Genomic DNA, 21,887 nt, shown 5'->3' with positions numbered 1-21,887 from the left:
CGCGCAAATCGCCGCAACGCTGCCGACGGGCCGAATCGCCGGTCGACGGGCCGATCGCTATGAGCCGATCGGACGGGCGGAGCGATCTCCCAGGGTCGGCTGGGCCTGCGTGCCGGGCCGCCCGCACCGCCGCCGACGGGCCGGGTCGCTATGGGCCCGACGGGGACGGCGAGGCCGACGAGCTGGGCCTGCGTGCCCGGTCGCCCGCACCGCCGCCGCCGGGCGGGGTCGCTATGAGCCCGACGGGGACGGCGAGGCCGACGAGGGGGAGAGCGACGCATCCGGGGTCGGCTGCGACTTCGTGTCGGCGGGGACGATGTGCCGCTGGAGCGACACCTCCGTGAGCCCCGTGCCGCCCACCTCGATGTCGTCGTAGGCCGAGAGGTGGCGCTGCTGGTCGAAGTACAAGATGGACAGCGCCAGCGGCAACGGCTTCGAGCTCTCCAGGCCCCGCAGGCCGGCACCGCCCGTCGAGCCCTCGACCATGAGCAGCGTGCGCTCCGTGGGCTTGGGGGCAGGCGAGGCCGACGGCTCGGGCGACGCGGACGGCGAGGCCGACGGCGACGTGTCCGGCCGCGGCACGGGCGCGGCGGCCGGCTGGTTGGCGTCCAAGCGCGACACGGAGCGCTGGTGCTTGTGCCCGGCCAGCACGAGCGGGCACAGGCCGGCCAGCTCCTGCGCGGCGACCGGGTCGTGGACCAGCCCGACGTCGACCGGCTTGCTGCTGGAGCGGATCTTCGCGGCCAGCACGTCGCCCGACTGGACGACCTCCTTGCGCTGCTCGTCGTTGGTCGGGTCGGTCGACTTGTCCGGGGTGAAGCGCGGGTCGCCGATGCCGGCGAACGTGAGGCCCTTGACCGTCACGATGTTGTCGTCGAGGACGATCGCGTTGGGCTGGCGGCCGACCGCGGCCGCGGTGACGGCGGAGTCGTGGTTGCCGCGGATGTAGATGTACGGCACCTTGAGGTCCGAGATGACGTTGACATAGGACGCCTCGGGCTCGGAGCCCCAGTCGTTGATGTCGCCGGTGTCGACGATGATGTCGATGTCGAACTGGTCCGCGACCGAGCGCACGACGCCCCACGCGGCCGGGTTGAGGTGCATGTCGGAGATGTGCAGGACCTTCGTGGCGCTCGTGTTCGGCTCGTACACCGGCAGCGACGAGATGGTGCCGTAGAGCTTGCTGACGTTGAGCACCAGCTTCTGCAGCTGGGCGCGGTACTCCTCGTAGTGGTCGGCGATCCGCTGCGCGTCGCCGATGATCGCCGGGGCGTTGACGAGCAGGCCGCGGTACGTCGGCTCCTGGATCGCCGCCGGCCTGAAGGTCAGCAGCGTCGTCGCCCCGGTCGAGGCCAGCACCCCGACGACCACGAGCCCGGCGATCGCGGTCTCCCGGCGCGCCCGGAACACCAGCAGGACCAGGATCATCCCGCCGAGGATGCCGCAGCCGGCCGTCTGCATCGCCAGCCGCCGCACGCCGAGGTCGAGCTGGTCGACCGCGTCGTGGCTGATCTGCTCGAGGTTGCCCGACTTGGCGGCGAACGCGCGGGTGCGCGCCTCGTCAAGCGACTCCAGCCGGATCCGCAGGTGCACCGGACCGTCGTGGGAGTTGAGCTCCAGCGAGCCCAGCGGCGGGATCTCGACCGACGTGTCGCCGTGCCAGGACGGCGCGAGCGACAGCTGGGCCCGGAACGGCCCGATGTCCTGCGTCGTCGTGCCGCCCAGCTGGACGCCGATGAGCATGCCGACGATCGCGACGAGGGCGACCAGCACGCCACGCAGCAGGGCCCACAGCCGCGGGTGGAGCCTGCGTGCCCGCGCGCCCGTGGGGTGGTGGCGCCGACCGGCGGCCATGACGATCGATCGGCGCCGGGCCCGTTGGGAGGCCAGCGCGGCGCGGCGGCGAAACGGCGAGATCAACTCTTGCCGGCCTCGCCGACGTCGGAGATGACGAGGCGCAGCAGCTTGTCGTCGTCGGGCTTGGGGTCACCCCGCCCGTCCTTGTTCGACGTGGAGATCCACAGGCTGCCGTCCGGCCCGACCGCGGCCGCGCGCAGGCGCCCGAACTCGTCCTTGAGCAGCGGCGTGGGCGCCCCGAGCGGGGTGCCGTTGGCCGTCACCTGCATCACGTAGAGCCGAGCCCCCTTGAGGCACGCGGTGACCAGGTAGCCGCTGAGGTACGCCAGGCCGGCGCACGACGCCTCGGAGGTCTTCCAGGTCTGGATCGGGTTGGTGTACTTCGGGTCGCTGCCCTTGCCCTCGACCGCCGGCCAGCCGTAGTTCTTGCCGGGCTCGATCACGTTGAGCTCGTCGGAGTCGCTGGCGCCGTACTCCATCGCGTAGAGGTGCTTGTTCGCGTCCCAGGCCAACCCTTGCACGTTGCGATGTCCGTAGCTGTACACGGCGGTTCCGAACGGGTTACCGGGCGCCGGCTTCCCGTCGGCCGTGATCCGCAGGATCTTCCCGCCGAGGCTGCTGAGGTTCTGCGCCGTCTCGGGCTTGTTGGCATCCCCGGTCGCGACGTACAGGAACCCGTCCGGCCCGAACCGGATCTGCCCGCCGTCGTGCACGTCGCCCTTGGGGATCCCGGTCAGGATCGGCGTGGGCGGCTGCCCGAGCGTGAGCTTGGCGACCCGATTGTCCTCGGCGGTCGTGTAGTACACGAAGACTGTTTTGTCCACATCGTACGTCGGCGAAACCGCCACCCCGAGCAGCCCGCCCTCGCCTCCGGGCTTGGCCACGTCGATCTTCTGCAGCTCCGCCACGAGCATCCCGTCGGACGTGGTCTCCTTGCCGACCTTGAGCAGCCGCGTGCTGTCCCGCTCGGTGACCAGCGCCGACCCGTCCGGCAGGAAGGCGATCCCCCACGGCACCGCCAGCCCCTTGGCCAGCACCGTGACGGAGACCTCGGCCCCCTCGTCCACGCCCGAGCTGGACGGCGAAGGGTACGGCGACATCCTCGGCGGCGACCCCAGCTCGTCCGGCGGCGGCGGCCCGAACGAACAGGCCCCGAGATTCAGGACCGCGACAGCCGCGCAGAGGGCGGCCAGGCTCCGGCCGACATGCCGGCCTGCGAAACGGTGCGTCCGGGCGCTCACCGGGCCAAGCGTAGCGTTGCCTGCCCCGGTACCCCCGGCCTCCCACGCCTGCTCACCGACCCATCCCACGTTTCCCCTCTCCGATGCCGTCGCATGCCTCCCGGCGCCCGCGCGCCGCGGGGTCGCTGGTCCTTGTTGACGAGGCTCGCCGACCGGGCGCGGTTCCCGACCTGGACCCGGCCGACTGGCTCGGCGGTGGCTTCCGAGCGTCATCGACGCCCTGGCGAGGGTCGCCGCCTGGGCGCGGTTCCCGACCTGGACCCGGCCGACTGGCTCGGCGGCGGCCTCCGAGCGTCATCGACGCCCTGGCGAGGGTCGCCGCCTGGGCGCGGTTCCCGACCTGGACCCGGCCGACTGGCTCGGCGGCGGCCTCCGGGCATCATCGACGCATGGCGAAGATCTGGATCGCGCACGAAATCGGGGTCGAGCGGCTGCGCGCGGAGGCGGACGGGACAGGGCTGGTCGTCGAGGTCATGCCGTCGCTGGAGGAGCTGCCCTCGGACCCGGGCGACGTGGCGTTCTGGGTGCCGCCGTTCCTGGCCCGGCCCGAGGTGACCGCGCTCGCCGTGCGGATGCCGCGGCTGCGCGTGGTGCAGCTGCTCAGTGCGGGCGCGGACGCGTGGGCCGGCCGGCTGCCCGCGGACGTGACCTTGTGCGACGCGCGCGGCGTGCACGACTCCTCGACCGCCGAGTGGGTCGTCGGCGCCGTCCTCGCCCACGTGCGGGACCTGCCGCTGTTCGCGCGGGCGCAGGAGCGGGGCGAGTGGGCGTACCGGCGAACGGACGAACTGGCGGGCAAGCGCGTGCTCATCGTCGGGGCCGGCTCGATCGGGCGCGCGGTCGAGGCGCGGCTGGCGCCGTTCGAGGTGGCGGTGACCAAGGTGGCCCGGCGGGCGCGCCCGGGCGTGCACGGGGTCGAGGAGCTGCCCGAGCTGCTGCCGCACGCGGACGTGGTGGTGCTGCTGGTACCGCTGACCGGGCAGACCCGCGGCCTCGTCTCGCGCGACTTCCTGGCCCGCCTGGGCGACGGGACCCTCCTGGTGAACGCCGCGCGGGGGCCGGTGGTCGACACGGACGCCGTCACCGCCGAGGCGCGGACCGGGCGCATCGGCTTCGCCACCGACGTCACCGACCCCGAGCCGCTACCGTCCGATCACCCGCTGTGGCGGATGCCCAACGTGCTGATCACTCCACACGTCGCGGGGTCGGTGCCGGGCCTGCTCGGCCGGGCCTACACGTTGGCCGCCGCGCAGCTGCGCCGCTTCCTGGCCGGCGAACCGCTGGAGAACGTGGTTGCCGACGGCTACTGACCGGTCGCACCGCGTCGATCGCCTCGGATTCAGGCGTTGTGCTGTCCGTCCTTCGGCTCGTGGCTAGGCCGGGGCCGAGGCCTCGCGCTCCTCGCCCTCCGGCTCGAGGCCGGCGTCCTGCGCCTCCGGGCGGCCGGTCTGCAGGTCCTGGCCGCTGGCCTTGACCAGGCGGGGAAGGTCGGCGGGGCGGACGGCGTCGAGCAGCACCAGGCGGCCGTTGGCCAGCCGGGCCTGGACGGTGCGACCGTCGGCCACGAGGCCGTCGACCGCGTTCCACGGCACGGTGCGGCGGCCCAGCAGTGCGCGGACGGTGAAGCCGCGCTCGTCGACGTCGGTGCCGGCCCGCCAGGCCCACACGGCGATGGCGAGCGGCACGAGGAGTACCGCCAGGAACCAGACGCTCTCGGCGAGCAGCGGAACGGCTCCGATCACGGTGATGCCGGCCGCGACGGCGAGCGCTGCACTGCGCCGGAACTTGACCTTGACCTGGTTGCTCACCCCGACATCCTCCCACCTTTCGAGGAACTGCCTCCGCGCGGTGGGGCGGGCATACTGAGCGCCGTGGGGGATGAGAACTGGTGTCCGAGAAGGCCCGGCCGCCTCTCGCTAGCACCGGCGCCCGGGGTTACGCTCGGTGCCGTGTCTGACGAGATCGCTCCCGGTGTAGGGAATCATGCCGGGCGATCTGCGGCGAATTGTCGAGTTTCGCGGACTGCCGGTCGGGCGGGGGGCTAGGACTTGACCACCACTATCCGCCGCGACGCGCCCCCCTCATGGGCCTCCGGCGTCAAAAGCAGCCGCCGGGTCGCGGTACGCCCGACAGGCGTCATCGCCGGCTCGCTGCTCGCCGTCGCGGCGCTCGCCGCCCTGGTCGTGGCCGGTTGGGGCATCAAGGAGCTCAGCATCATCTGGGGCGCGACGGCGATCGTCGCCCTTGCCGGTGTGGTGGTACTCACGCTGCGCGGTTTCCCACTCTTCGCGATCCTCACCGTCGTCGCCGGGGCGGTCGCGTGGGGCGCGGCCACGCGCGGGCGCCTGCCGGACAGCTGGCTCGACTTCCTCGACGTGCTGGGCTTCATCGGGATCAATCTGGCTTTCGTGGTACCGCTGGCAGGGTCTTTCCTTTCGGCGCTGCTGCTCGACGCTCGTCGTGTGGCGCGCATGTCCGTCGACGACGCGGTGAGCGGGCGCCGTTGGTGGGGCGAGCCGGACGACCACCTCCCGCGCCTCAAGGAGCTGGAGGCCATTCCGAGCGCCCGCTTCTTCGCGCTGGGCGAGGGCGGCTGCACCCACCTGGTCGCCGCCGGCCGCCGCGTGGCCCTGTTCCTGCCCACCGTCTGGCCCCACGGCGAGTTCACGATGGACGCCGCCGGCCAGGTGCTGCGCGGTGGCCGCCTCTTCGTCCCCGGCTCCGAGGACGTGGACGGCCTCGCCGCCGAGGTCCACACCTGGCGCGAGCAACTGGCCGCGGTCGGCGGCGCGGTGCGCGGGTACCTGGTCGTCGCCCCCTCGCGCGGCGACATGAGCGAGGATCTCGTCATCTCGGTCGCGCCTGGCGAGCACCTCCACCTGGTCCACGCCCACGAGATGACCGAGGCCGCGGGACGCTGGCTGGCGGCCGAGCCGTACCGCGTCGACCTCCACGTCATGGAGCGCCTCCTCATGCTGGCGGCGGGCAACAAGCTGCCCGATCCGTTGTCGTTGCCGCGCACCTTCCCTCGGGAGGCGCCCGCGCAGTCCACGGGGCGCACGGCCCTGCCCACGGACGCCGCGTTCGCCGCCGCCGCGGGCGAGGAGGCGCCGATGCTGCCGGCCACGATCGGCTCGGCGGCCGGCGAGGCCGCGGTCGCGCCGACCGGCTGGCGCCCCGGCAACGGCGCGATGCGGGCCCGCCTGGGCCGGCGGCTGGCGAAGGGCGCCCGCGCGGACGACTCCGAGCCTGACGCTGACTCGATCGCCGCCCTGGACCACGAGGACCTGGCCGCCACCCCGGACGAGGACCGCTTCGCGTCCCTGGCTTCGCGCGCGGATGCGCTCGGCAGCCGTTTCGACGGGGATTTTGGTGCTTCGGTTGGTGAGGACCGTTTTTCGTCGTCGGCTTCGCGCGCGGATGCGCTCGGCAGCCGTTTCGACGGGGATTTTGGCGCTTCGGTTGGTGAGGACCGTTTCTCGTCCTCGACTTCGCGCGCGGATGCGCTTGGCGGCGGTTTTGACCGGGAATTCGGCGCTTCGGCTGGTGAGGACCGTTTCTCGTCGTCGGGTTCGCGCGCGGATGCGGACGCCGGTCGCTTTGATCGTGACCTTGGCATTTCCGCCGGTGGAGGGCACCTCCCGGCGGCCGGTACGCGTGCGGAGGCCGGTTCCGGGCCCGGTGACCTCGGGCGGGACGGCGTCGGGCCGTCCCGGGAGCGCCCGGGCGGGGCGGCGGTCCCGTCCGACGATCGCGCGGACACCGGGAACACCTGGGAGGCTCGGTCCACCCGCGAGCTGGTCGGCAACTGGGACACCGACTCGGCGAGCCAAATCGCGGCGTGGGCGGCCGAGGGGATCTCGACGCCGCCCGAGACGCCTGACCCTTCTTCATCCGCCCCTTCCTCGGCGCCCTCATCGTCCTCGTCGCCCTCATCGTCTTCGGCTCCCTCGTCGTCCGGTTCCTTCTCGGCCGCCGAGCCGGATCGGGAGCAGGGGCGCCGCGGTGAGTCCGGCGACGACCGGTCGGAGGCCGGGGGCTGGTCGTGGAGCACTTCGGTCGGCGTCGAACGCTCCTCGCAGGGGGAGGACGGGTTCCGCTGGAGTGGCGCCGCCGGTGACGACTTGCCGGTGACGTACGAGCCGGTCGCTTGGTCCAGCCGGCCCGATCCCGCTGAGGAGGCCGCCCGGGAGCGGCGGCGGGCCTGGATGGAGCCGGAGGAGCCGGCGGACGCGTCCGGGCGGGGTACCGAGACGTGGGAGCCCATGTCCGACCGGGCCGAGCGCGCTGCGGAGCCGTGGAGCTCGGCGTCCGCGTGGACCCCGACGCCGCCGCCCGAGCCGGTTGCCCCGGCCGGCGAGGCGCCCGCGCGGGAGCCTGAGTCGCGGCGTGGCGGCTCGTTCGCGTCCGAGCCCGTTGCGGAGGAGTCCCGTCCGGAGCCGGTGTCGGAGTCGTGGCGGAGTTCGTTCGCGCCCGAGCCTGCGGCGGGGGAGTCCCGTGCGGTGTGGGAGGCGGAGCCGCGGCGGAGTTTGTTTGCCTCCGAGGACGACCTTGGGGGCTCGCGGCCGGCGGTCGAGGCGGAGTCGTGGCGGAGCAGCTCGTTCGCGTCCGAGGCGGTCGGGGAACTCGGGGCGCGGGAGCGCGGGGCAAGGGAACCCGGGACTGAGCAGCGCGGGGTTGGGGAATTCGGGGCGCGGGAGCGCGTGGCCGGGGAACCCGGGGCTGAGCAGCGCGGGGTTGGAGAACTTGGGGCGCGGGAGCGTGGGGAACGCGGCGCGGGGGCGCGTGGGAGCGCAGAACGCGGGGCTGGGGAGCGGCCCTCTTGGGGTGGGAGCCTGTTCGACGGGGAGGCGCCCGAGCTGGTGGCCAAGCCGCTCGAGTTGCGGCGGTCCTGGGACTCCGACCCCGAAGCGCGGTCGGTCAGGCGGCGGGAGCGGGCTCAGTCAGGGACGGGGGACAACGGCGGGGTGACCGGGGCCTGGCCCAGGGTTTCCGGGGATCGGGTGCCGGATTCGGCGTCCGGGGCGGTACCGTCCGCGGCGTCCTCTCCCTCGGCGCCGCCTTCCGCTTGGCCGCCGCCGCCCTCGTCAGGTTCTGAGGATTCGCCGTCGCCGGGTGCGGCTTCCGCGGCGGGGGCGTCGGCGTCCGCGCCGCCGCCGGCTTGGTCGCCGTCGTCTCAGTCGCCGCTGGACTCCTGGTCGTCCTCTTCCGGGTCGCCGTCGGACTCGTGGTCGTCTTCGGCGCCGCCGTCGGACTCGCGGTCGTCTTCGGCGCCGCCGTCAGATTCGTGGTCGTCTTCGGCGCCGCCGTCAGATTCGTGGTCGTCTTCGGCGCCGCCGTCAGATTCGTGGTCGTCCTCCGGGTCGGCGTCAGATTCGTGGTCGGGGTACTCGACGTCGTCGCAGGATTCGTCGTCGTCCTCCGCGGCGTCGTCGGGTTCGTGGTCGGGGTTCTCGACGTCATCGTCGGATTCGTCGCCGTCTTCCGCGCCGCCGTTGGATTCGTGGTCGGGGTCCTCGGATTCGTCGTCTTCCTCCGCGTGGCGGTCGGATTCGTCGTCGTCTTCCGCGGAGTCGTCAGATTCGTCGTCGTCATCCGCGTGGGGGTCGGAGTCGCGGTCGTCTTTCGGGGCGTCGTCGGGTTCGTGGTCAGGGTCCTCGACGTTTTCGTCGGGGGAGTCGGGGGAGTTGTCTTCGGGCGGGGCGTCTGGGCGGTCCTGGGAGGGTTCCTCGGCGGCGGCTGGCTCGTCGGAGAGCTGGGCTTCGGCGGGGACGGAAGGCTGGGCGTCGTCGGCTGGGGCTGGGGCTGGGGAGACGGCGCGGGGGCCGGTCGGGCGCAGCGAAGGCCGGGGGGCTGGGGAGCAGGGCGCGTCGCCGGTGCCGCCGGCTGCCGAAGAGGCTTGGTGGGACGCTGGGAAGGACGCGGGGAAGCCGTCCGGCAACGAGCCGGTCGAGAAGCCCAAGCGATCCCGGTGGGGCCGGGGCAAGAGCGCCGGCAAGGGGAAGGCGGAGGAGCCGGACTCGGCCGCTGAGGCGACCAGCCGGTGGGGGCGGGGCAAGAGCGAGGCGAAGCCGGAGGAGCCGGTCCGCGACGACTCGGCCGCTGAGGCGACCAGCCGGTGGGGGCGGGATAAGAGCGAGGCGAAGCCGGAGGCGCCGGCCGGCGACGACTGGGCGACTGACGCGACCAGCCGGTGGGGCCGGGGCAAGAGCGAGGCGAAGGCGGAAGAGCCGGCCCGCGACGACTGGGCCACTGAGGCGACCAGCCGGTGGGATCGCGCCTCTGGGCGGCAGGCCGGCCGGGAAGGTGCCGCAGAGACCGCCGGCTCGGAGCCGCGGTGGGAGCGGGGCGCCGGAAGGGATCTCGGACGCGAGGCCGAGCAGGGTCGGGACGCCGCCGAAGTCGAGGCGGCGGATCGGATTCCCGAGCAGCGTAAGCGGGAGCCAGGGCCGTTCGACGATCTCGCACCGCTCGAGCTGAACCTCGACGAGGAGCCCAAGGAGCGGACCCGCCGTTTCCGCCGCAAGTAAAAAATAAGCAGAAGGAGCGCCCCCCAATGCGGGAGGCGCTCCTTCGACGTTGTGGCGGAGGCTAGTGCCAGCCGGCCATCGGGTACGCCGACAGCAGCTCGCGCACCTCGCCGGCGACCGTGTCCAGGCTCGCCTCGTCGTCCTTCAGGGCGGCGTCCACGGCGCGGGAGATCCAGTCGGCGACCTGGGGCATCTGGGCCTCGGTCAGGCCGCGGGTGGTCAGGGCCGGGGTGCCCAGGCGGACGCCCGACGGGTCGAAGGGCTTGCGGGTGTCGTACGGCACCGTGTTGTAGTTCGTCTCGATGCCCGCCCGGTCCAGGGCCTTCGCGACCGGCTTGCCGCCGATGCCCTTGCTGGTCAGGTCCAGCAGGATGAGGTGGTTGTCGGTGCCGCCCGAGACCAGGTCGAAGCCGCGCTCCAGGAGGGCCGCGGCGAGGGCCTTGGCGTTGGCGACGATCTGGTGGGCGTACGCGGAGAACTCCGGCTTCGACGCCTCGCCCAGCGCCACCGCGATGCCCGCGGTGGTGTGGTTGTGCGGGCCGCCCTGCAGGCCGGGGAACACGGCCTTGTCGATGGCCTTCGCGTGCTGCTCGTCGCACATGAGCATGGCGCCGCGGGGGCCGCGCAGGGTCTTGTGCGTGGTGGTGGAGATGACCTCGGCGTGGCCGACCGGGGACGGGTGGGCGCCGCCGGCGATCAGGCCGGCGATGTGGGCGATGTCGGCGACCAGCACGGCGCCGACCTCGCGGGCGATCTCGGCGAAGCGCGGGAAGTCGATCGTGCGGGGGATCGCCGTGCCGCCGGAGAAGATGAGCTTCGGGCGCTCGCGGAGGGCGATGTCGCGCACCTCGTCGAAGTCGATGCGGCCGTCCTCGCGGCGGACCGTGTACTGCACGGCGCGGAACCAGGCGCCGGTGGCCGAGACCGACCAGCCGTGGGTCAGGTGGCCACCCATCGGCAGCGCCATGCCCATGATGGTGTCGCCGGGCTTCGCGAGGGCCATGTACACGGCCAGGTTGGCCGGCGAGCCCGAGTACGGCTGGACATTGGCGTGCTCGACGCCGAAGACCGACTTGGCGCGGGCGATCGCCAGCTCCTCGATCGGGTCGATGTACTTCTGGCCCTCGTAGTACCGCTTGCCGGCGTAGCCCTCGGAGTACTTGTTGGTGAGGACGGTGCCGGTCGCCTCCAGGACGGCCTGGGAGACGTAGTTCTCCGAGGCGATCATGCGGAGCGTGTCGTGCTGGCGCTCCGCCTCGGCCTGGATGAGGCCCGCGAGCTCCGGGTCGGCCTCGGTGAGGGCGGTCAGTGCGGGGACGTGCATGCGCTTCCTCCTGGCAGATGCCGATCGGGCACCCAGGCGCGCGGTGCCGGCGATTCTTGGGAGCTCCCCGGTGGTCGGTTCCACCTTGATGTGCGCCAGTCGCAGATGACTCGGCCGATCGTAGTGGACCCGGCCCCCGGGGAGGCAGCCGGTTACGGAACGCGCCGGTACGCTCCGTCGCTGGCCGCGGTGGCCATCGAGGCGTAAGCGCGCAAAGCGGCCGAGACCGGGCGCTCGCGGTCCAGCGGGGTGTACGGCCGGTCGCGCTTGTCCTGGGCGATGCGCCGGGCGGCCAGCTCCTCCTCGCCGACGCGCAGCTCGATGGAGCGGGCCGGGATGTCGATGTCGATCCGGTCGCCGTCCTCGACGAGCGCGATGAGCCCGCCGCCGGCCGCCTCCGGGCTGATGTGGCCGATGGAGAGGCCCGACGTACCCCCGGAGAAACGGCCATCGGTGATGAGGGCGCAGGCGCGACCGAGGCCGCGGCCCTTGAGGAACGACGTCGGGTAGAGCATCTCCTGCATGCCCGGGCCGCCCTTCGGACCCTCGTAGCGGATCACCACGACGTCGCCGGGGACGACCTGCTTGGCCAGGATGCCGTCGACGGCCGCCTCCTGGGACTCGAAGACCCGGGCGGTGCCGCTGAAGCGCAGGTTCTCCTCCGGCACGCCGGCGGTCTTCACCACGCAGCCGTCGGGCGCGAGGTTGCCGAAGAGGATCGCGAGCCCGCCGTCGGCGCTGTACGCGTGCTCGACGCTGCGGATGCACCCGTCCGCACCGTCGACGTCGAGCGAGTTCCACCGGTTCGTCGTCGAGAACGGTTCGGTGGTGCGAACCCCGCCGGGCGCGGCGTGGAACAGCTCGATGGCCTCCGCCGACGGCGAGGCCCCCCGGATGTCCCAGGTGTCCAGCCACTCGCGGAAGGTCGCGGCGTGCACCGACGAGACGGACTCGTTCAGCAGCCCGGCCCGCGACAGCTCGCCCATGATCGCCGGAATCCCACCGGCCCGGTGGACGTCCTCCATGTGGTACTTCTGCGTGTTCGGCGCAACCTTGGCCAGACACGGCACGCGACGGGAGATCGCGTCGATGTCGGCCACGGAGAAGTCGAGCTCGGCCTCGCGGGCGGCGGCCAGCAGGTGCAGGACGGTGTTCGTCGAGCCGCCCATCGCGACGTCCAGCGCCACGGCGTTCTCGAACGCCTCGCGGGAGGCGATCGCCCGGGGAAGCACCGAGGCGTCGTCGTCCGAGTAGTACCGCCGGCAAAGATCGACGATCAAGGATCCGGCGCGCTCGAACAGGCCCCGGCGCAGGGCGTGGGTCGCGAGGGTCGAGCCGTTGCCCGGCAGGGCCAGGCCGATCGCCTCGGTCAGGCAGTTCATGGAGTTGGCGGTGAACATGCCGGAGCACGAGCCGCACGTCGGGCAGGCGGAGCGCTCGATCTGGCCGAGCTGCTCGTCCGTGACGGACTCGTTGGCGGAGGCGATCATCGCGTCGATGAGGTCGAGCTTGGCGTCCTTCTCGTGGACGACGCCCTCGATGGAGATCGTCTTGCCGGCCTCCATGGGGCCGCCGGAGACGAAGACGGTGGGGATGTTGAGGCGGAGGGCGGCGAGCAGCATGCCGGGGGTGATTTTGTCGCAGTTGGAGATGCACACGAGCGCATCGGCGCAGTGGGCCTGCACCATGTACTCGACGGCGTCGGCGATGAGCTCGCGACTGGGCAGCGAGTAGAGCATCCCGCCGTGGCCCATGGCGATGCCGTCGTCGACGGCGATGGTGTTGAACTCCTTGGCGACCCCACCCGCCTCGGCAACCGCGTCGGCGACGATCATGCCGAGGTTGCGGAGGTGGACGTGGCCCGGCACGAACTGCGTGAAACTGTTGGCGATGGCGACAATCGGCTTGCCGAAGTCGGAGTCGGTCATGCCGGTGGCGCGCCAGAGGGCGCGTGCGCCGGCCATGTTGCGACCAGAAGTGGAGGTCTTGGACCGCAGCTCGGGCATACCTGCGAGTCTGACACGTTCCGCATTCTGAGATCGGTTGACTCAGGCGGTGAGATGCGTCAGAGTGGGCTCATGTCGTCGAGGTCGCTCCGAGTACTTATCATCTAGCGCGCCGACGCCTGCCGTCAGCGCGCTAGCCCCTCGTGCCGAGCACGTGGGGTTTTTTCATGTCCGGAGCTTCGACCACGACACCTTTCGAGCGAAAGTGCGAGTTGCGATGACGAGACCCACGCCAGAAGTCCTCGCCCACCGAGCGCATCCAACGACGCCGCCGGCGGCCGACAGCAAGAAGCCCCAGCCGAACTCGCCGGCGGAGCTGCTCACCGGCGCGCAGGTACTCGTCCGCTCGCTCGAGGCGCTCGGCGCCGACGTCGTGTTCGGCATTCCCGGCGGCGCGATCCTGCCCGCGTACGACCCGCTGTTCGACTCCGAGAGCGTCCGGCACATCCTGGTCCGCCACGAGCAGGGCGCCGGGCACGCCGCCACCGGCTACGCCCAGGCCACCGGCAAGGTGGGCGTGTGCATGGCGACGTCCGGCCCGGGCGCGACCAACCTGGTCACGCCGATCGCCGACGCCTACATGGACTCGGTCGCCATGGTCGCCATCACCGGTCAGGTCGCCTCGCAGTACATCGGCACGGACGCCTTCCAGGAGGCGGACATCGCCGGCATCACGCTGCCGATCACCAAGCACAACTACCTGGTCAAGTCCGGCGAGGAGCTGCCCCGGGTGCTCGCCGAGGCGTTCCACCTGGCCGGCACCGGCCGCCCGGGCCCGGTCCTGGTCGACATCCCCAAGGACGTGCTGCAGAACAAGACCACGTTCAAGTGGCCGCCGGTGCTGGAGCTGCCCGGGTACCACCCGACGCTGCACCCGCACGGCAAGCAGATCCGCGAGGCGGCCCGGCTCATCGCGGCGGCGAAGCGGCCGGTGCTGTACGTCGGCGGCGGTGTCATCAAGGCCCACGCCTCCGAGGTGCTGCTCAAGCTGGCCGAGCTGACCGGCGCCCCCGTGGTCACCACGCTGATGGCCCGCGGCGCCTTCCCCGACTCGCACCCGCAGCACATGGGCATGCCGGGCATGCACGGCACCGTCGGCGCCGTCTACGCCCTGCAGAAGTCCGACCTGCTCATCGCGCTCGGCGCCCGCTTCGACGACCGGGTCACCGGCCAGCTGTCCACGTTCGCGCCGAACGCGCAGGTCATCCACGCCGACATCGACCCGGCCGAGATCGGCAAGAACCGGGCCGCGGACGTGCCGATCGTGGGCGACGCCAAGCACGTCATCGAGGAGCTCATCTCCGCCGTGACGGCCGAGCACGCGGCGGGGCACCGCCCGGCGCTCAAGGAGTGGTGGGCGACGCTGGACGACATCCGCGGCCGCTACCCCCTGGGCTACGAGGAGCCCTCGGACGGGACGCTGTCGCCGCAGTACGTCATCGAGCGCATCGGCCAGATCGTCGGGCCCGACGCCATCTACACCGCCGGCGTGGGCCAGCACCAGATGTGGGCCGCCCAGTTCGTCAAGTACGAGCACCCGGCCACCTGGCTCAACTCGGGCGGCCTGGGCACCATGGGCTACGCCGTCCCGGCCGCGATGGGGGCCAAGGTCGGCATGCCGGACAAGACGGTGTGGGCGATCGACGGCGACGGCTGCTTCCAGATGACCAACCAGGAGCTGGCCACCTGCGCCCTGGAGGGCATCCCGATCAAGGTGGCCGTCATCAACAACGGCAACCTGGGCATGGTCCGGCAGTGGCAGACGCTCTTCTACGACGAGCGATACTCCAACACCGAGCTGGGCACGCACAAGCACCGCATCCCCGACTTCGTGAAGCTCGCCGACGCGCTGGGCTGCGTCGGGCTGCGCTGCGAGAGCAAGCGTGACGTCGACGCCACGATCGAGGCCGCGATGAAGGTCACCGACCAGCCGGTCGTCGTCGACTTCGTGGTCGGCAAGGATGCAATGGTGTGGCCGATGGTGGCCGCAGGCACGAGCAACGACGAGATCATGTTCGCGCGGGGCGTCCGTCCCGCGTTCGACCAGGACGACGTGTAGGGAGTCACGCAGATCATGGCCAAGCACACGCTCTCCGTCCTGGTGGAGAACAAGCCCGGAATACTGGCTCGCGTCGCCGGCCTGTTCGCCCGGCGCGGCTTCAACATCGACTCCCTGGCCGTCGGCGAGACCGAGCACCCCGAGGTCTCCCGGATGACGATCGTGGTCAACGCGGACGAATCCCCGCTGGAACAGGTCACCAAGCAGCTGAACAAGCTCGTGCAGGTCCTGAAGATCGTCGAACTCGACACCACCGCCAGCGTGCAGCGCGAGCTGCTGCTGGTGAAGGTGCGCGCGGAACGCCCGGTGCGCTCGCAGGTCCTCGAGACCGTGAACCTGTTCCGGGCCCGCGTGGTCGACGTCGCCGCCGACGCCCTCACCATCGAGGCGACCGGCACGTCGGAAAAGCTGGACGCGCTGCTTCGTGACCTGGAGCCGTTCGGTATCAAGGAAATGGTCCAGTCCGGCGTCGTGGCCATCGGCCGCGGTTCGCGCTCCATCACGACCGGTCCGGCGCTCCGCGCAGCTTCATAAGGGCGCTTCGCGCGCCTTCCTGAACAATGTTGAAAGGAAAGACAATGCCCGCCGAGGTGTTTTACGACGACGACGCCGACCTGTCGTTGATCCAGGCCAAGAAGGTCGCGGTGCTGGGTTACGGCAGCCAGGGCCACGCGCACGCGCTGTCCCTGCGTGACTCCGGCGTCGACGTGCGCATCGGCCTGCCCGAGGGGTCCAAGAGCCGCGCCAAGGCCGAGGAGCAGGGCCTGCGCGTGGTCACCCCGGCCGAGGCGAGCGCCGAGGCGGACGTGATCATGATCCTGGCGCCCGACACGGTGCAGCGCTCGCTCTACGCCGACCACGTGGCCCCGAACCTGACCGCCGGCAAGGCGCTCTTCTTCGGCCACGGCCTCAACATCCGCTTCGGGCTGATCACGCCCCCCGCGGACGTGGACGTGTGCATGGTCGCCCCGAAGGGCCCGGGCCACCTGGTCCGTCGCCAGTTCGTCGACGGCAAGGGCGTGCCCTGCCTCGTCGCGGTGGAGCAGGACGCCTCCGGCCAGGCGCTGCAGCTGGCCCTGGCCTACGCGGCCGCCATCGGCGGCACCCGCGCCGGCGTCATCAAGACCACGTTCAAGGAGGAGACCGAGACGGACCTCTTCGGCGAGCAGGCCGTGCTCTGCGGCGGCGCGTCGGCCCTGGTCCAGACCGGCTTCGAGGTGCTCACCGAGGCGGGCTACGCCCCGGAGATCGCCTACTTCGAGTGTCTCCACGAGCTCAAGCTCATCGTGGACCTGATGTACGAGGGCGGCATCGCCCGCATGCGCTACAGCGTCTCCGACACCGCCGAGTACGGCGACTACACCCGCGGCCCGCGCGTCATCGACGCCCGGACCAAGGAGGAGATGAAGCGCATCCTCGCCGAGATCCAGTCGGGCGAGTTCGCCCGCGAGCTGATCGCCGAGGACGACGCCGGCCGCCCGAACTTCACCAAGTACCGGGAGCAGGGCGCCGCCCACCCGATCGAGGAGACCGGCAAGCAGCTGCGCTCGATGATGAGCTGGGTCGACCGGCCCATCACCGAGACGGCCTGACGTCTGCAAAAGGGCCCCTCCGTTTTTGGAGGGGCCCTTTCTTTTTGGGACTCCGGTCCGTGCAACCAGGGGCCGTTGCTCCCGTCAGACACCGGTCGGCCCCTGGGGGGCCTCCCTGCCGGCTCCGTTGTGCCAAGGGCGCGGCGTCAGCCCTGACGGTCGGCGTTGGCGTGGATCGCGTCCCGCACGTACTGCGCCAGCCCCGGGTGCTCGGTGTCGTAGTTGGCCGTGAACCGCGGGTCGGCGACGTACATGTCCCCGAGCCCCCGGTGCATCTGCGCCGGGCAGTCGTAGAACCAGCGCGAGATGTGCTGCCGGTGCGCCTCGGCGAGGTCCATGGCCCGCGGTTCGGAGGCCGCCACGCCGCCCTCGAACGCCGCCGCGAACCCGGCCACGTTCTCGGCCGTCTCGGCCTTGATCCGCACCCAGTCCTCCTTGGTGTACTGCGCCGTGCGCCGCGCCGACTGCTGGTAGGCCTCCGTGGAGCCCCACCGCTCGCGCGCCTCGTCCGCGTGCTCGTCGGGATCGAAGTCCCCGAACACGTCCCGCTTCTCCTCGGGCGTCAAGTTCATCGTCATGCCACCAAGCGTGGAGTCTCCAGCCGCTGGAGAGTCAACCCCGACATTGCGCCTGAGCCGGATATGTCGGGCGCTGGCGCGCCACGACATATCCGAAATTTCGTGATCTCCGTCGCGTCACCGTATAAATCCGAAATGCTCGCCGCGGCTCGGCGCGAAGCGCCGGACATTTCGTCTCATGCCCCGAGCGGACCGAAGTGCCGTGACTCGCAGATGGTGAACGCCGAGAGGCTTCGTGCCAGTCGGTCGCCGTCGTGGTGCTTACCCCTCCCGTGCGCCCGTCGCCGCTGGTGGGTGCTCGATCACACGCCCGCGGCGCCGTCACGGGTTCAGGCCCGCGCCGGTCGGGGGCGCGACACCGTCACCCGGGCGGAGCGCTGTGATAGCGCTCACGTTCGCGCACCCCCGGGCGGCTGGCGGCGGGCCTACCATCGCCTGAAGGGCCGACCGCCCGGCCCTGTCGCGATTTGCCCCTATGCGTGGCGGGCAGTGCCGCGCGCCCCGCACCGACGCCAACCGAAGCCTGGAGAGGACGCATATGACCCTCCCTCCCGATCGCCCGGTGGTGCTCATCGCCGAGGAGCTGGCCCCCTCCGCTCTCGAGGTCCTCGCCGACGACTACGAGGTCCTCCACATCGACGGCACGGATCGCCCCGCCCTGCTGGCCGGCCTCGCCGATGCGAGCGCCGTGATCGTGCGCAGTGCCACCCGGATCGACGCCGAGGCGATCGCCGCGGCCCCAAGGCTGAAGGTCGTCGCCCGCGCCGGCGTCGGCCTGGACAACGTCGACGTGCCGGCCGCCACCGCGCGCGGCGTCATGGTCGTCAACGCCCCGACCTCCAACATCGTCTCCGCCGCCGAGCAGGCCGTCGCGCTGCTGCTCGCCGTGGCCCGCAACACCGCCGCCGCGTCCGCCGCGCTCAAGGCGGGGGAGTGGAAGCGGTCGAAGTACACCGGCGTCGAGCTGTCCGGCAAGGTCGTCGGCGTGGTCGGGCTCGGTCGCATCGGCGTGCTGTTCGCCCAGCGGATGGCCGCGTTCGGCGTGCGCCTGGTCGCGTACGACCCCTACGTCCAGCCGGTGCGGGCGGCGGCACTGGGCGTACGACTGCTGGGTCTCGACGAACTGCTCCGCGAGAGCGACTTCATCTCGATCCACCTGCCCAAGACCCCCGAGACCGTCGGCCTCATCGGCGTGCGCGAGCTGAGCCTGGTCAAGCCGGGCGTGCGCATCATCAACGCGGCCCGCGGCGGCCTGGTCGACGAGCAGGCGCTCGCCGACGCCATCGCCGACGGCCGGGTGGCCGGGGCCGGCATCGACGTGTTCGCCAAGGAGCCCTGCCTCGCCTCCCCGCTGTTCGCCTTCGACAGCGTGGTCGCCACCCCGCACCTGGGCGCCTCGACGGTGGAGGCGCAGGACAAGGCCGGCCTCGCGGTGGCCCGCAGCGTCAAGCTGGCCCTCGACGGCGAGTTCGTCCCCGACGCGGTGAACGTCCAGGCCGGCGGCGTGGTCGCCGAGGAGGTCCGGCCGCTGCTGCCGCTGGCCGAGCGGCTCGGCGCGGTCTTCACCGCGGTCGCCGGGGGCGTGGCCGCCGCCGTCACCGTCGAGGTGCACGGCGAGGTGGCCAAACACGATGTGTCGGTGCTCAAGCTGGCGGCCACCAAGGGGCTCTTCGGCAGCGTGGTGGCCGAGCAGGTCACCTACGTCAACGCCCCGCATCTGGCGGCCGATCGAGGCGTCGAGGTCGCCCTCGCGGTCTTCACCGAGTCGTCCGACCAGCCCAACCTGGTGACCGTGCGTGGAGCCCTGCCGGACGGGCGGGTAGCCTCAGTGTCCGGCACGTACGTCGCCGGCCCGCGCGAGGCGCTGAAGCTCACCGAGATCGACGGTTTCAGCCTCGAGCTCGCGGCCGAGGGCGTGCTGTTGTTCTTCCGCTACGCCGACCGCCCGGGCGTGGTGGGGACGGTGGGCTCCATACTGGGCTCTGCGGGGGTCAACATCGCGGCGATGCAGGTCGCCCGGCGCGAGGCCGGCGGGGAGGCGCTCATGACGCTGACCGTCGACACGGCGGTGCCGGCGGACCTGCTCGGCGAGGCGGGCCAGGCGATCGGGGCCACCGCGGCGAGCACGGCGGACCTGTCCGCCGACTAGAGACTTTCCTCTTGCGAGGGCGGGGAGCGTGGCGGCGCTCCCCGCCCTCTTTCTCTGCCCGCGCCGCCGTGTGCTCCCATTAGCGGGAGGGCGCGGCCGCCGACTGGGCGGGCCGTGCGCCGCGCGGTCGTGGCGTCTCCCATTGGGCGGGACGCGAGTCCACGGAATAGGACGGCGGCGTACGGTTGACGGGTCTACGAAAGGGGTCAGTGGTGGCGAAGATCGCGGTTGTGGCCGGCGACGGCATCGGCACGGAGGTGGTGGCGCAGGCGCTCAAGGTGCTGCGCGTCGTGCTGCCTGGCGTCGAGACGACCGATTACGACCTGGGCGCCGCCCGCTACAACCGCACCGGCGAGGTGCTCCCGGACAGCGTGGCCGAGGAGCTGCGCGGCCACGACGCCATCCTGCTCGGCGCGGTCGGCGACCCGAGCGTGCCGCCGGGCGTGCTCGAGCGCGGCCTGCTGCTGCGCCTGCGCTTCGACTTCGACCAGTACGTCAACCTCCGCCCCTCCCGCCTGTGGCCGGGCACCACCAGCCCGTTGGCCGGCGTGAAGCCGGGCGAGATCGACCTGGTCGTCGTGCGCGAGGGCACCGAGGGCCTCTACGTCGGCGCCGGCGGCAACCTGCACCCGGACACCCCCGCCGAGGTGGCCACCGAGGAGAGCCTCAACACCCGCCACGGCGTCGAGCGGGTCATCCGCGACGCGTTCGCCCGCGCGGCCAAGCGCCCGCGGCGCAAGGTGACGCTGGTGCACAAGACCAACGTCCTGACCCACGCGGGCGGGCTGTGGGCGCGCACCTTCAACGCGGTCAAGGCCGAGTTCCCCGACATCGAGACCGAGTACCAGCACGTCGACGCGGCGGCCATGTTCCTGGTGAGCAACCCGCAGCGCTACGACGTCGTCGTCACCGACAACCTCTTCGGTGACATCCTCACCGACATCGCCGCCGCCGTCACCGGCGGGATCGGCCTGGCCGCGAGCGGTTCGATCAACCCCGAGCGGAAGTTCCCGTCGATGTTCGAGCCCGTGCACGGCTCGGCCCCGGACATCGCCGGCAAGGGCGTGGCCGACCCGTCGGCCGCCGTCCTGTCCACCGCGCTGCTGCTGGACCACCTCGGGCACCCCGAGGCCGCCGCGCGGGTCACCGAGGCGGTCGGCGCCGAGGTGGCCGCGCGGGCTCCGGGCTCCGCGCTGTCCACCTCCGCGATCGGCGACCGCCTCGCCACCGCTGTCGCGTAGCGCCAGCGGCCGAAGCCGTGCCGCGGCTGCGATTGAACGCCCGTTCGGGTAAGTTGGCGGCACACGACGCTTTGTGGAGGCATGTATGAACGGCGGTGAAACGCTCGATTTCGAGATTCGTCCGAACCCGCAGCCCGTAGCCGCCGCGGAGCGGTCCGCGCTGATGGCCAACCCGGGGTTCGGGCGGATCTTCACCGACCACATGGTCACGGTGCGGTATGCCGACGGCAAGGGCTGGTACGACGCCAGGGTCGAGGCGCGCGCCCCGATCCCGATGGACCCCGCCTCCGCGGTCCTGCACTACGCGCAGGAGATCTTCGAGGGGCTCAAGGCGTACCGGACCGCCGACGGCGGGGTGACGATGTTCCGCCCCGACGCCAACGCGGCCCGGTTCCGCGCCTCGGCGCAGCGGCTGGCGATGGCCCCGGTGCCGCCGCGGCTGTTCCTCGACGCCCTCGACGCGCTCATCAAGGTCGACCGGGAGTGGGTGCCCACCGACGCGGAGGGCAGCCTCTACCTGCGCCCGTTCCAGTACGCCAGCGAGGTCTTCCTCGGGGTGAAGCCGTCCTCGGAGTACCTCTTCGTGGTCATCGCCTCCCCGGTGGGCAACTACTTCAAGGGCGGCGTCCAGCCGGTCAGCGTCTGGGTCTCGCGGGAGTACACCCGGGCCGCCCCCGGCGGCACCGGCGCGGCCAAGTGCGGCGGCAACTACGCGGCCAGCCTGGTCGCGCAGGCCGAGGCGATGGAGCACGGCTGCGACCAGGTGGTGTTCCTCGACGCGGCGCAGCAGCGCTACGTCGAGGAGCTCGGCGGGATGAACGTGTTCTTCGTCTTCGACGACGGCTCGATCGCCACGCCGCCGCTGACCGGCACCATCCTGCCCGGCATCACCCGCGAGTCCGTGATGCGGCTGGCCGCAGACCGGGGCTACAAGGTGCGGGAGGAGCTGTACTCGTACGACCAGTGGCGCGCCGACGCGGAGAGCGGCCGGCTGCGGGAGGCCTTCGCCTGCGGCACCGCCGCGGTGATCACCCCCATCGGCACGGTCCGCGACCACGACGGCGAGTTCACCGTCGGGGACGGCAAGGCCGGCGAGGTGACGATGGGCCTGCGCGAGCAGCTCGTCACGATCCAGCGGGGCACGGCACCGGACCCGTACGGCTGGGTCCACCGCGTGCTGTAACGAAGTCTTTACATCAGGCTGTCCAGCGACCGAGATTAGACCCGCGGCCCGCTCCCGAGCGGGCCGCGCGCGTCCCGGGCCGTTCGTAGGCCAGCATGAGCGCCTCCTCGGCCAGCTGCGCGTCCGC

Annotated in this window: 16 protein-coding genes and 1 riboswitch; of the genes, 8 read left to right on the top strand and 8 right to left on the bottom strand. The window is 72.0% G+C overall.

The features are described 5' to 3' along the window. Window positions 1–231 precede the first annotated feature (231 nt). Complete coding sequence (locus ABD352_RS18215; protein WP_344613590.1) at window positions 232–1,854, bottom strand: metallophosphoesterase family protein; 1,623 nt, start codon at window positions 1,852–1,854, stop codon at window positions 232–234. 62 nt (window positions 1,855–1,916) lie between these two features. Beyond that, window positions 1,917–3,098, bottom strand: coding sequence for a PQQ-dependent sugar dehydrogenase (locus ABD352_RS18210; protein WP_425553563.1), 1,182 nt, complete (start codon window positions 3,096–3,098; stop codon window positions 1,917–1,919). Window positions 3,099–3,487: 389 nt separating this feature from the next. Here ABD352_RS18210 and ABD352_RS18205 point away from each other — a divergent pair, with 389 nt between their 5' ends. Continuing rightward, window positions 3,488–4,408 carry a 2-hydroxyacid dehydrogenase gene (locus ABD352_RS18205; RefSeq protein WP_425553562.1) on the top strand — a complete coding sequence of 307 codons (921 nt, stop codon included), beginning with the start codon at window positions 3,488–3,490 and terminating at the stop codon, window positions 4,406–4,408. 63 nt (window positions 4,409–4,471) lie between these two features. On the opposite strand, the gene ABD352_RS18200 is transcribed toward ABD352_RS18205, so the two are convergent. The 3 genes from ABD352_RS18200 to ABD352_RS18190 form a co-directional block, all read right to left on the bottom strand. Beyond that, window positions 4,472–4,906, bottom strand: coding sequence for a PH domain-containing protein (locus ABD352_RS18200; RefSeq protein WP_344613588.1), 435 nt, complete (start codon window positions 4,904–4,906; stop codon window positions 4,472–4,474). A 273-nt stretch (window positions 4,907–5,179) separates the two neighbouring features. After that, complete coding sequence (locus ABD352_RS18195; protein ID WP_344613587.1) at window positions 5,180–6,736, bottom strand: hypothetical protein; 1,557 nt, start codon at window positions 6,734–6,736, stop codon at window positions 5,180–5,182. Window positions 6,737–8,274: 1,538 nt separating this feature from the next. Beyond that, complete coding sequence (locus ABD352_RS18190) at window positions 8,275–9,039, bottom strand: hypothetical protein (protein WP_344613586.1); 765 nt, start codon at window positions 9,037–9,039, stop codon at window positions 8,275–8,277. Here ABD352_RS18190 and ABD352_RS18185 point away from each other — a divergent pair. Next, complete coding sequence (locus ABD352_RS18185; RefSeq protein ID WP_344613585.1) at window positions 8,975–9,628, top strand: hypothetical protein; 654 nt, start codon at window positions 8,975–8,977, stop codon at window positions 9,626–9,628. The two genes, ABD352_RS18190 and ABD352_RS18185, sit on opposite strands and share 65 nt — an antisense overlap. Before the next feature lie 61 nt (window positions 9,629–9,689). On the opposite strand, the gene ABD352_RS18180 is transcribed toward ABD352_RS18185, so the two are convergent. Both ABD352_RS18180 and ilvD read right to left on the bottom strand, forming a co-directional pair. Then, window positions 9,690–10,952 carry a serine hydroxymethyltransferase gene (locus ABD352_RS18180; protein ID WP_344613584.1) on the bottom strand — a complete coding sequence of 421 codons (1,263 nt, stop codon included), beginning with the start codon at window positions 10,950–10,952 and terminating at the stop codon, window positions 9,690–9,692. 23 nt (window positions 10,953–10,975) lie between these two features. After that, window positions 10,976–11,060: riboswitch (ZMP/ZTP riboswitch) on the bottom strand. 44 nt (window positions 11,061–11,104) lie between these two features. Beyond that, window positions 11,105–12,958 (bottom strand): dihydroxy-acid dehydratase, encoded by a 1,854-nt coding sequence (gene ilvD / locus ABD352_RS18175; protein ID WP_344613583.1) that lies wholly within the window; start codon window positions 12,956–12,958, stop codon window positions 11,105–11,107. A 217-nt stretch (window positions 12,959–13,175) separates the two neighbouring features. On the opposite strand from ilvD, the gene ABD352_RS18170 reads away from it, so the two are divergent. The 3 genes from ABD352_RS18170 to ilvC are packed head-to-tail and all read left to right on the top strand — an operon-like array spanning window position 13,176 to window position 16,609. Beyond that, the gene (locus ABD352_RS18170) at window positions 13,176–15,017 is read left to right on the top strand and encodes an acetolactate synthase large subunit (RefSeq protein WP_344613582.1); all 1,842 of its coding nucleotides are present in this window, start codon (window positions 13,176–13,178) and stop codon (window positions 15,015–15,017) included. A gap of 15 nt (window positions 15,018–15,032) precedes the next feature. Further along, complete coding sequence (ilvN, locus tag ABD352_RS18165; RefSeq protein ID WP_344613581.1) at window positions 15,033–15,551, top strand: acetolactate synthase small subunit; 519 nt, start codon at window positions 15,033–15,035, stop codon at window positions 15,549–15,551. 44 nt (window positions 15,552–15,595) lie between these two features. Further along, complete coding sequence (gene ilvC / locus ABD352_RS18160) at window positions 15,596–16,609, top strand: ketol-acid reductoisomerase (RefSeq protein ID WP_344613580.1); 1,014 nt, start codon at window positions 15,596–15,598, stop codon at window positions 16,607–16,609. 146 nt (window positions 16,610–16,755) lie between these two features. On the opposite strand, the gene ABD352_RS18155 is transcribed toward ilvC, so the two are convergent. Continuing rightward, window positions 16,756–17,187 carry a TipAS antibiotic-recognition domain-containing protein gene (locus ABD352_RS18155; protein ID WP_344613579.1) on the bottom strand — a complete coding sequence of 144 codons (432 nt, stop codon included), beginning with the start codon at window positions 17,185–17,187 and terminating at the stop codon, window positions 16,756–16,758. A gap of 538 nt (window positions 17,188–17,725) precedes the next feature. Here ABD352_RS18155 and serA point away from each other — a divergent pair. The 3 genes from serA to ABD352_RS18140 all read left to right on the top strand — a co-directional run bounded on the left by serA (window position 17,726) and on the right by ABD352_RS18140 (window position 21,760). Then, window positions 17,726–19,336, top strand: a complete 1,611-nt coding sequence (gene serA / locus ABD352_RS18150; protein WP_344613578.1) for a phosphoglycerate dehydrogenase — start codon at window positions 17,726–17,728, stop codon at window positions 19,334–19,336. A gap of 212 nt (window positions 19,337–19,548) precedes the next feature. Next, entirely contained in the window at window positions 19,549–20,577 is a 1,029-nt protein-coding gene (locus tag ABD352_RS18145) for a 3-isopropylmalate dehydrogenase (RefSeq protein WP_344613577.1), read from the top strand. An 85-nt stretch (window positions 20,578–20,662) separates the two neighbouring features. Further along, window positions 20,663–21,760, top strand: a complete 1,098-nt coding sequence (locus ABD352_RS18140; RefSeq protein WP_344613576.1) for a branched-chain amino acid aminotransferase — start codon at window positions 20,663–20,665, stop codon at window positions 21,758–21,760. Window positions 21,761–21,887 lie beyond the last annotated feature (127 nt).

It is taken from the genome of Dactylosporangium salmoneum, from assembly GCF_039532525.1.
In the GTDB taxonomy this organism is placed as follows: Bacteria; Actinomycetota; Actinomycetes; order Mycobacteriales; family Micromonosporaceae; genus Dactylosporangium; species Dactylosporangium salmoneum.
This window is presented reverse-complemented; position numbering and strand designations above follow the sequence as displayed.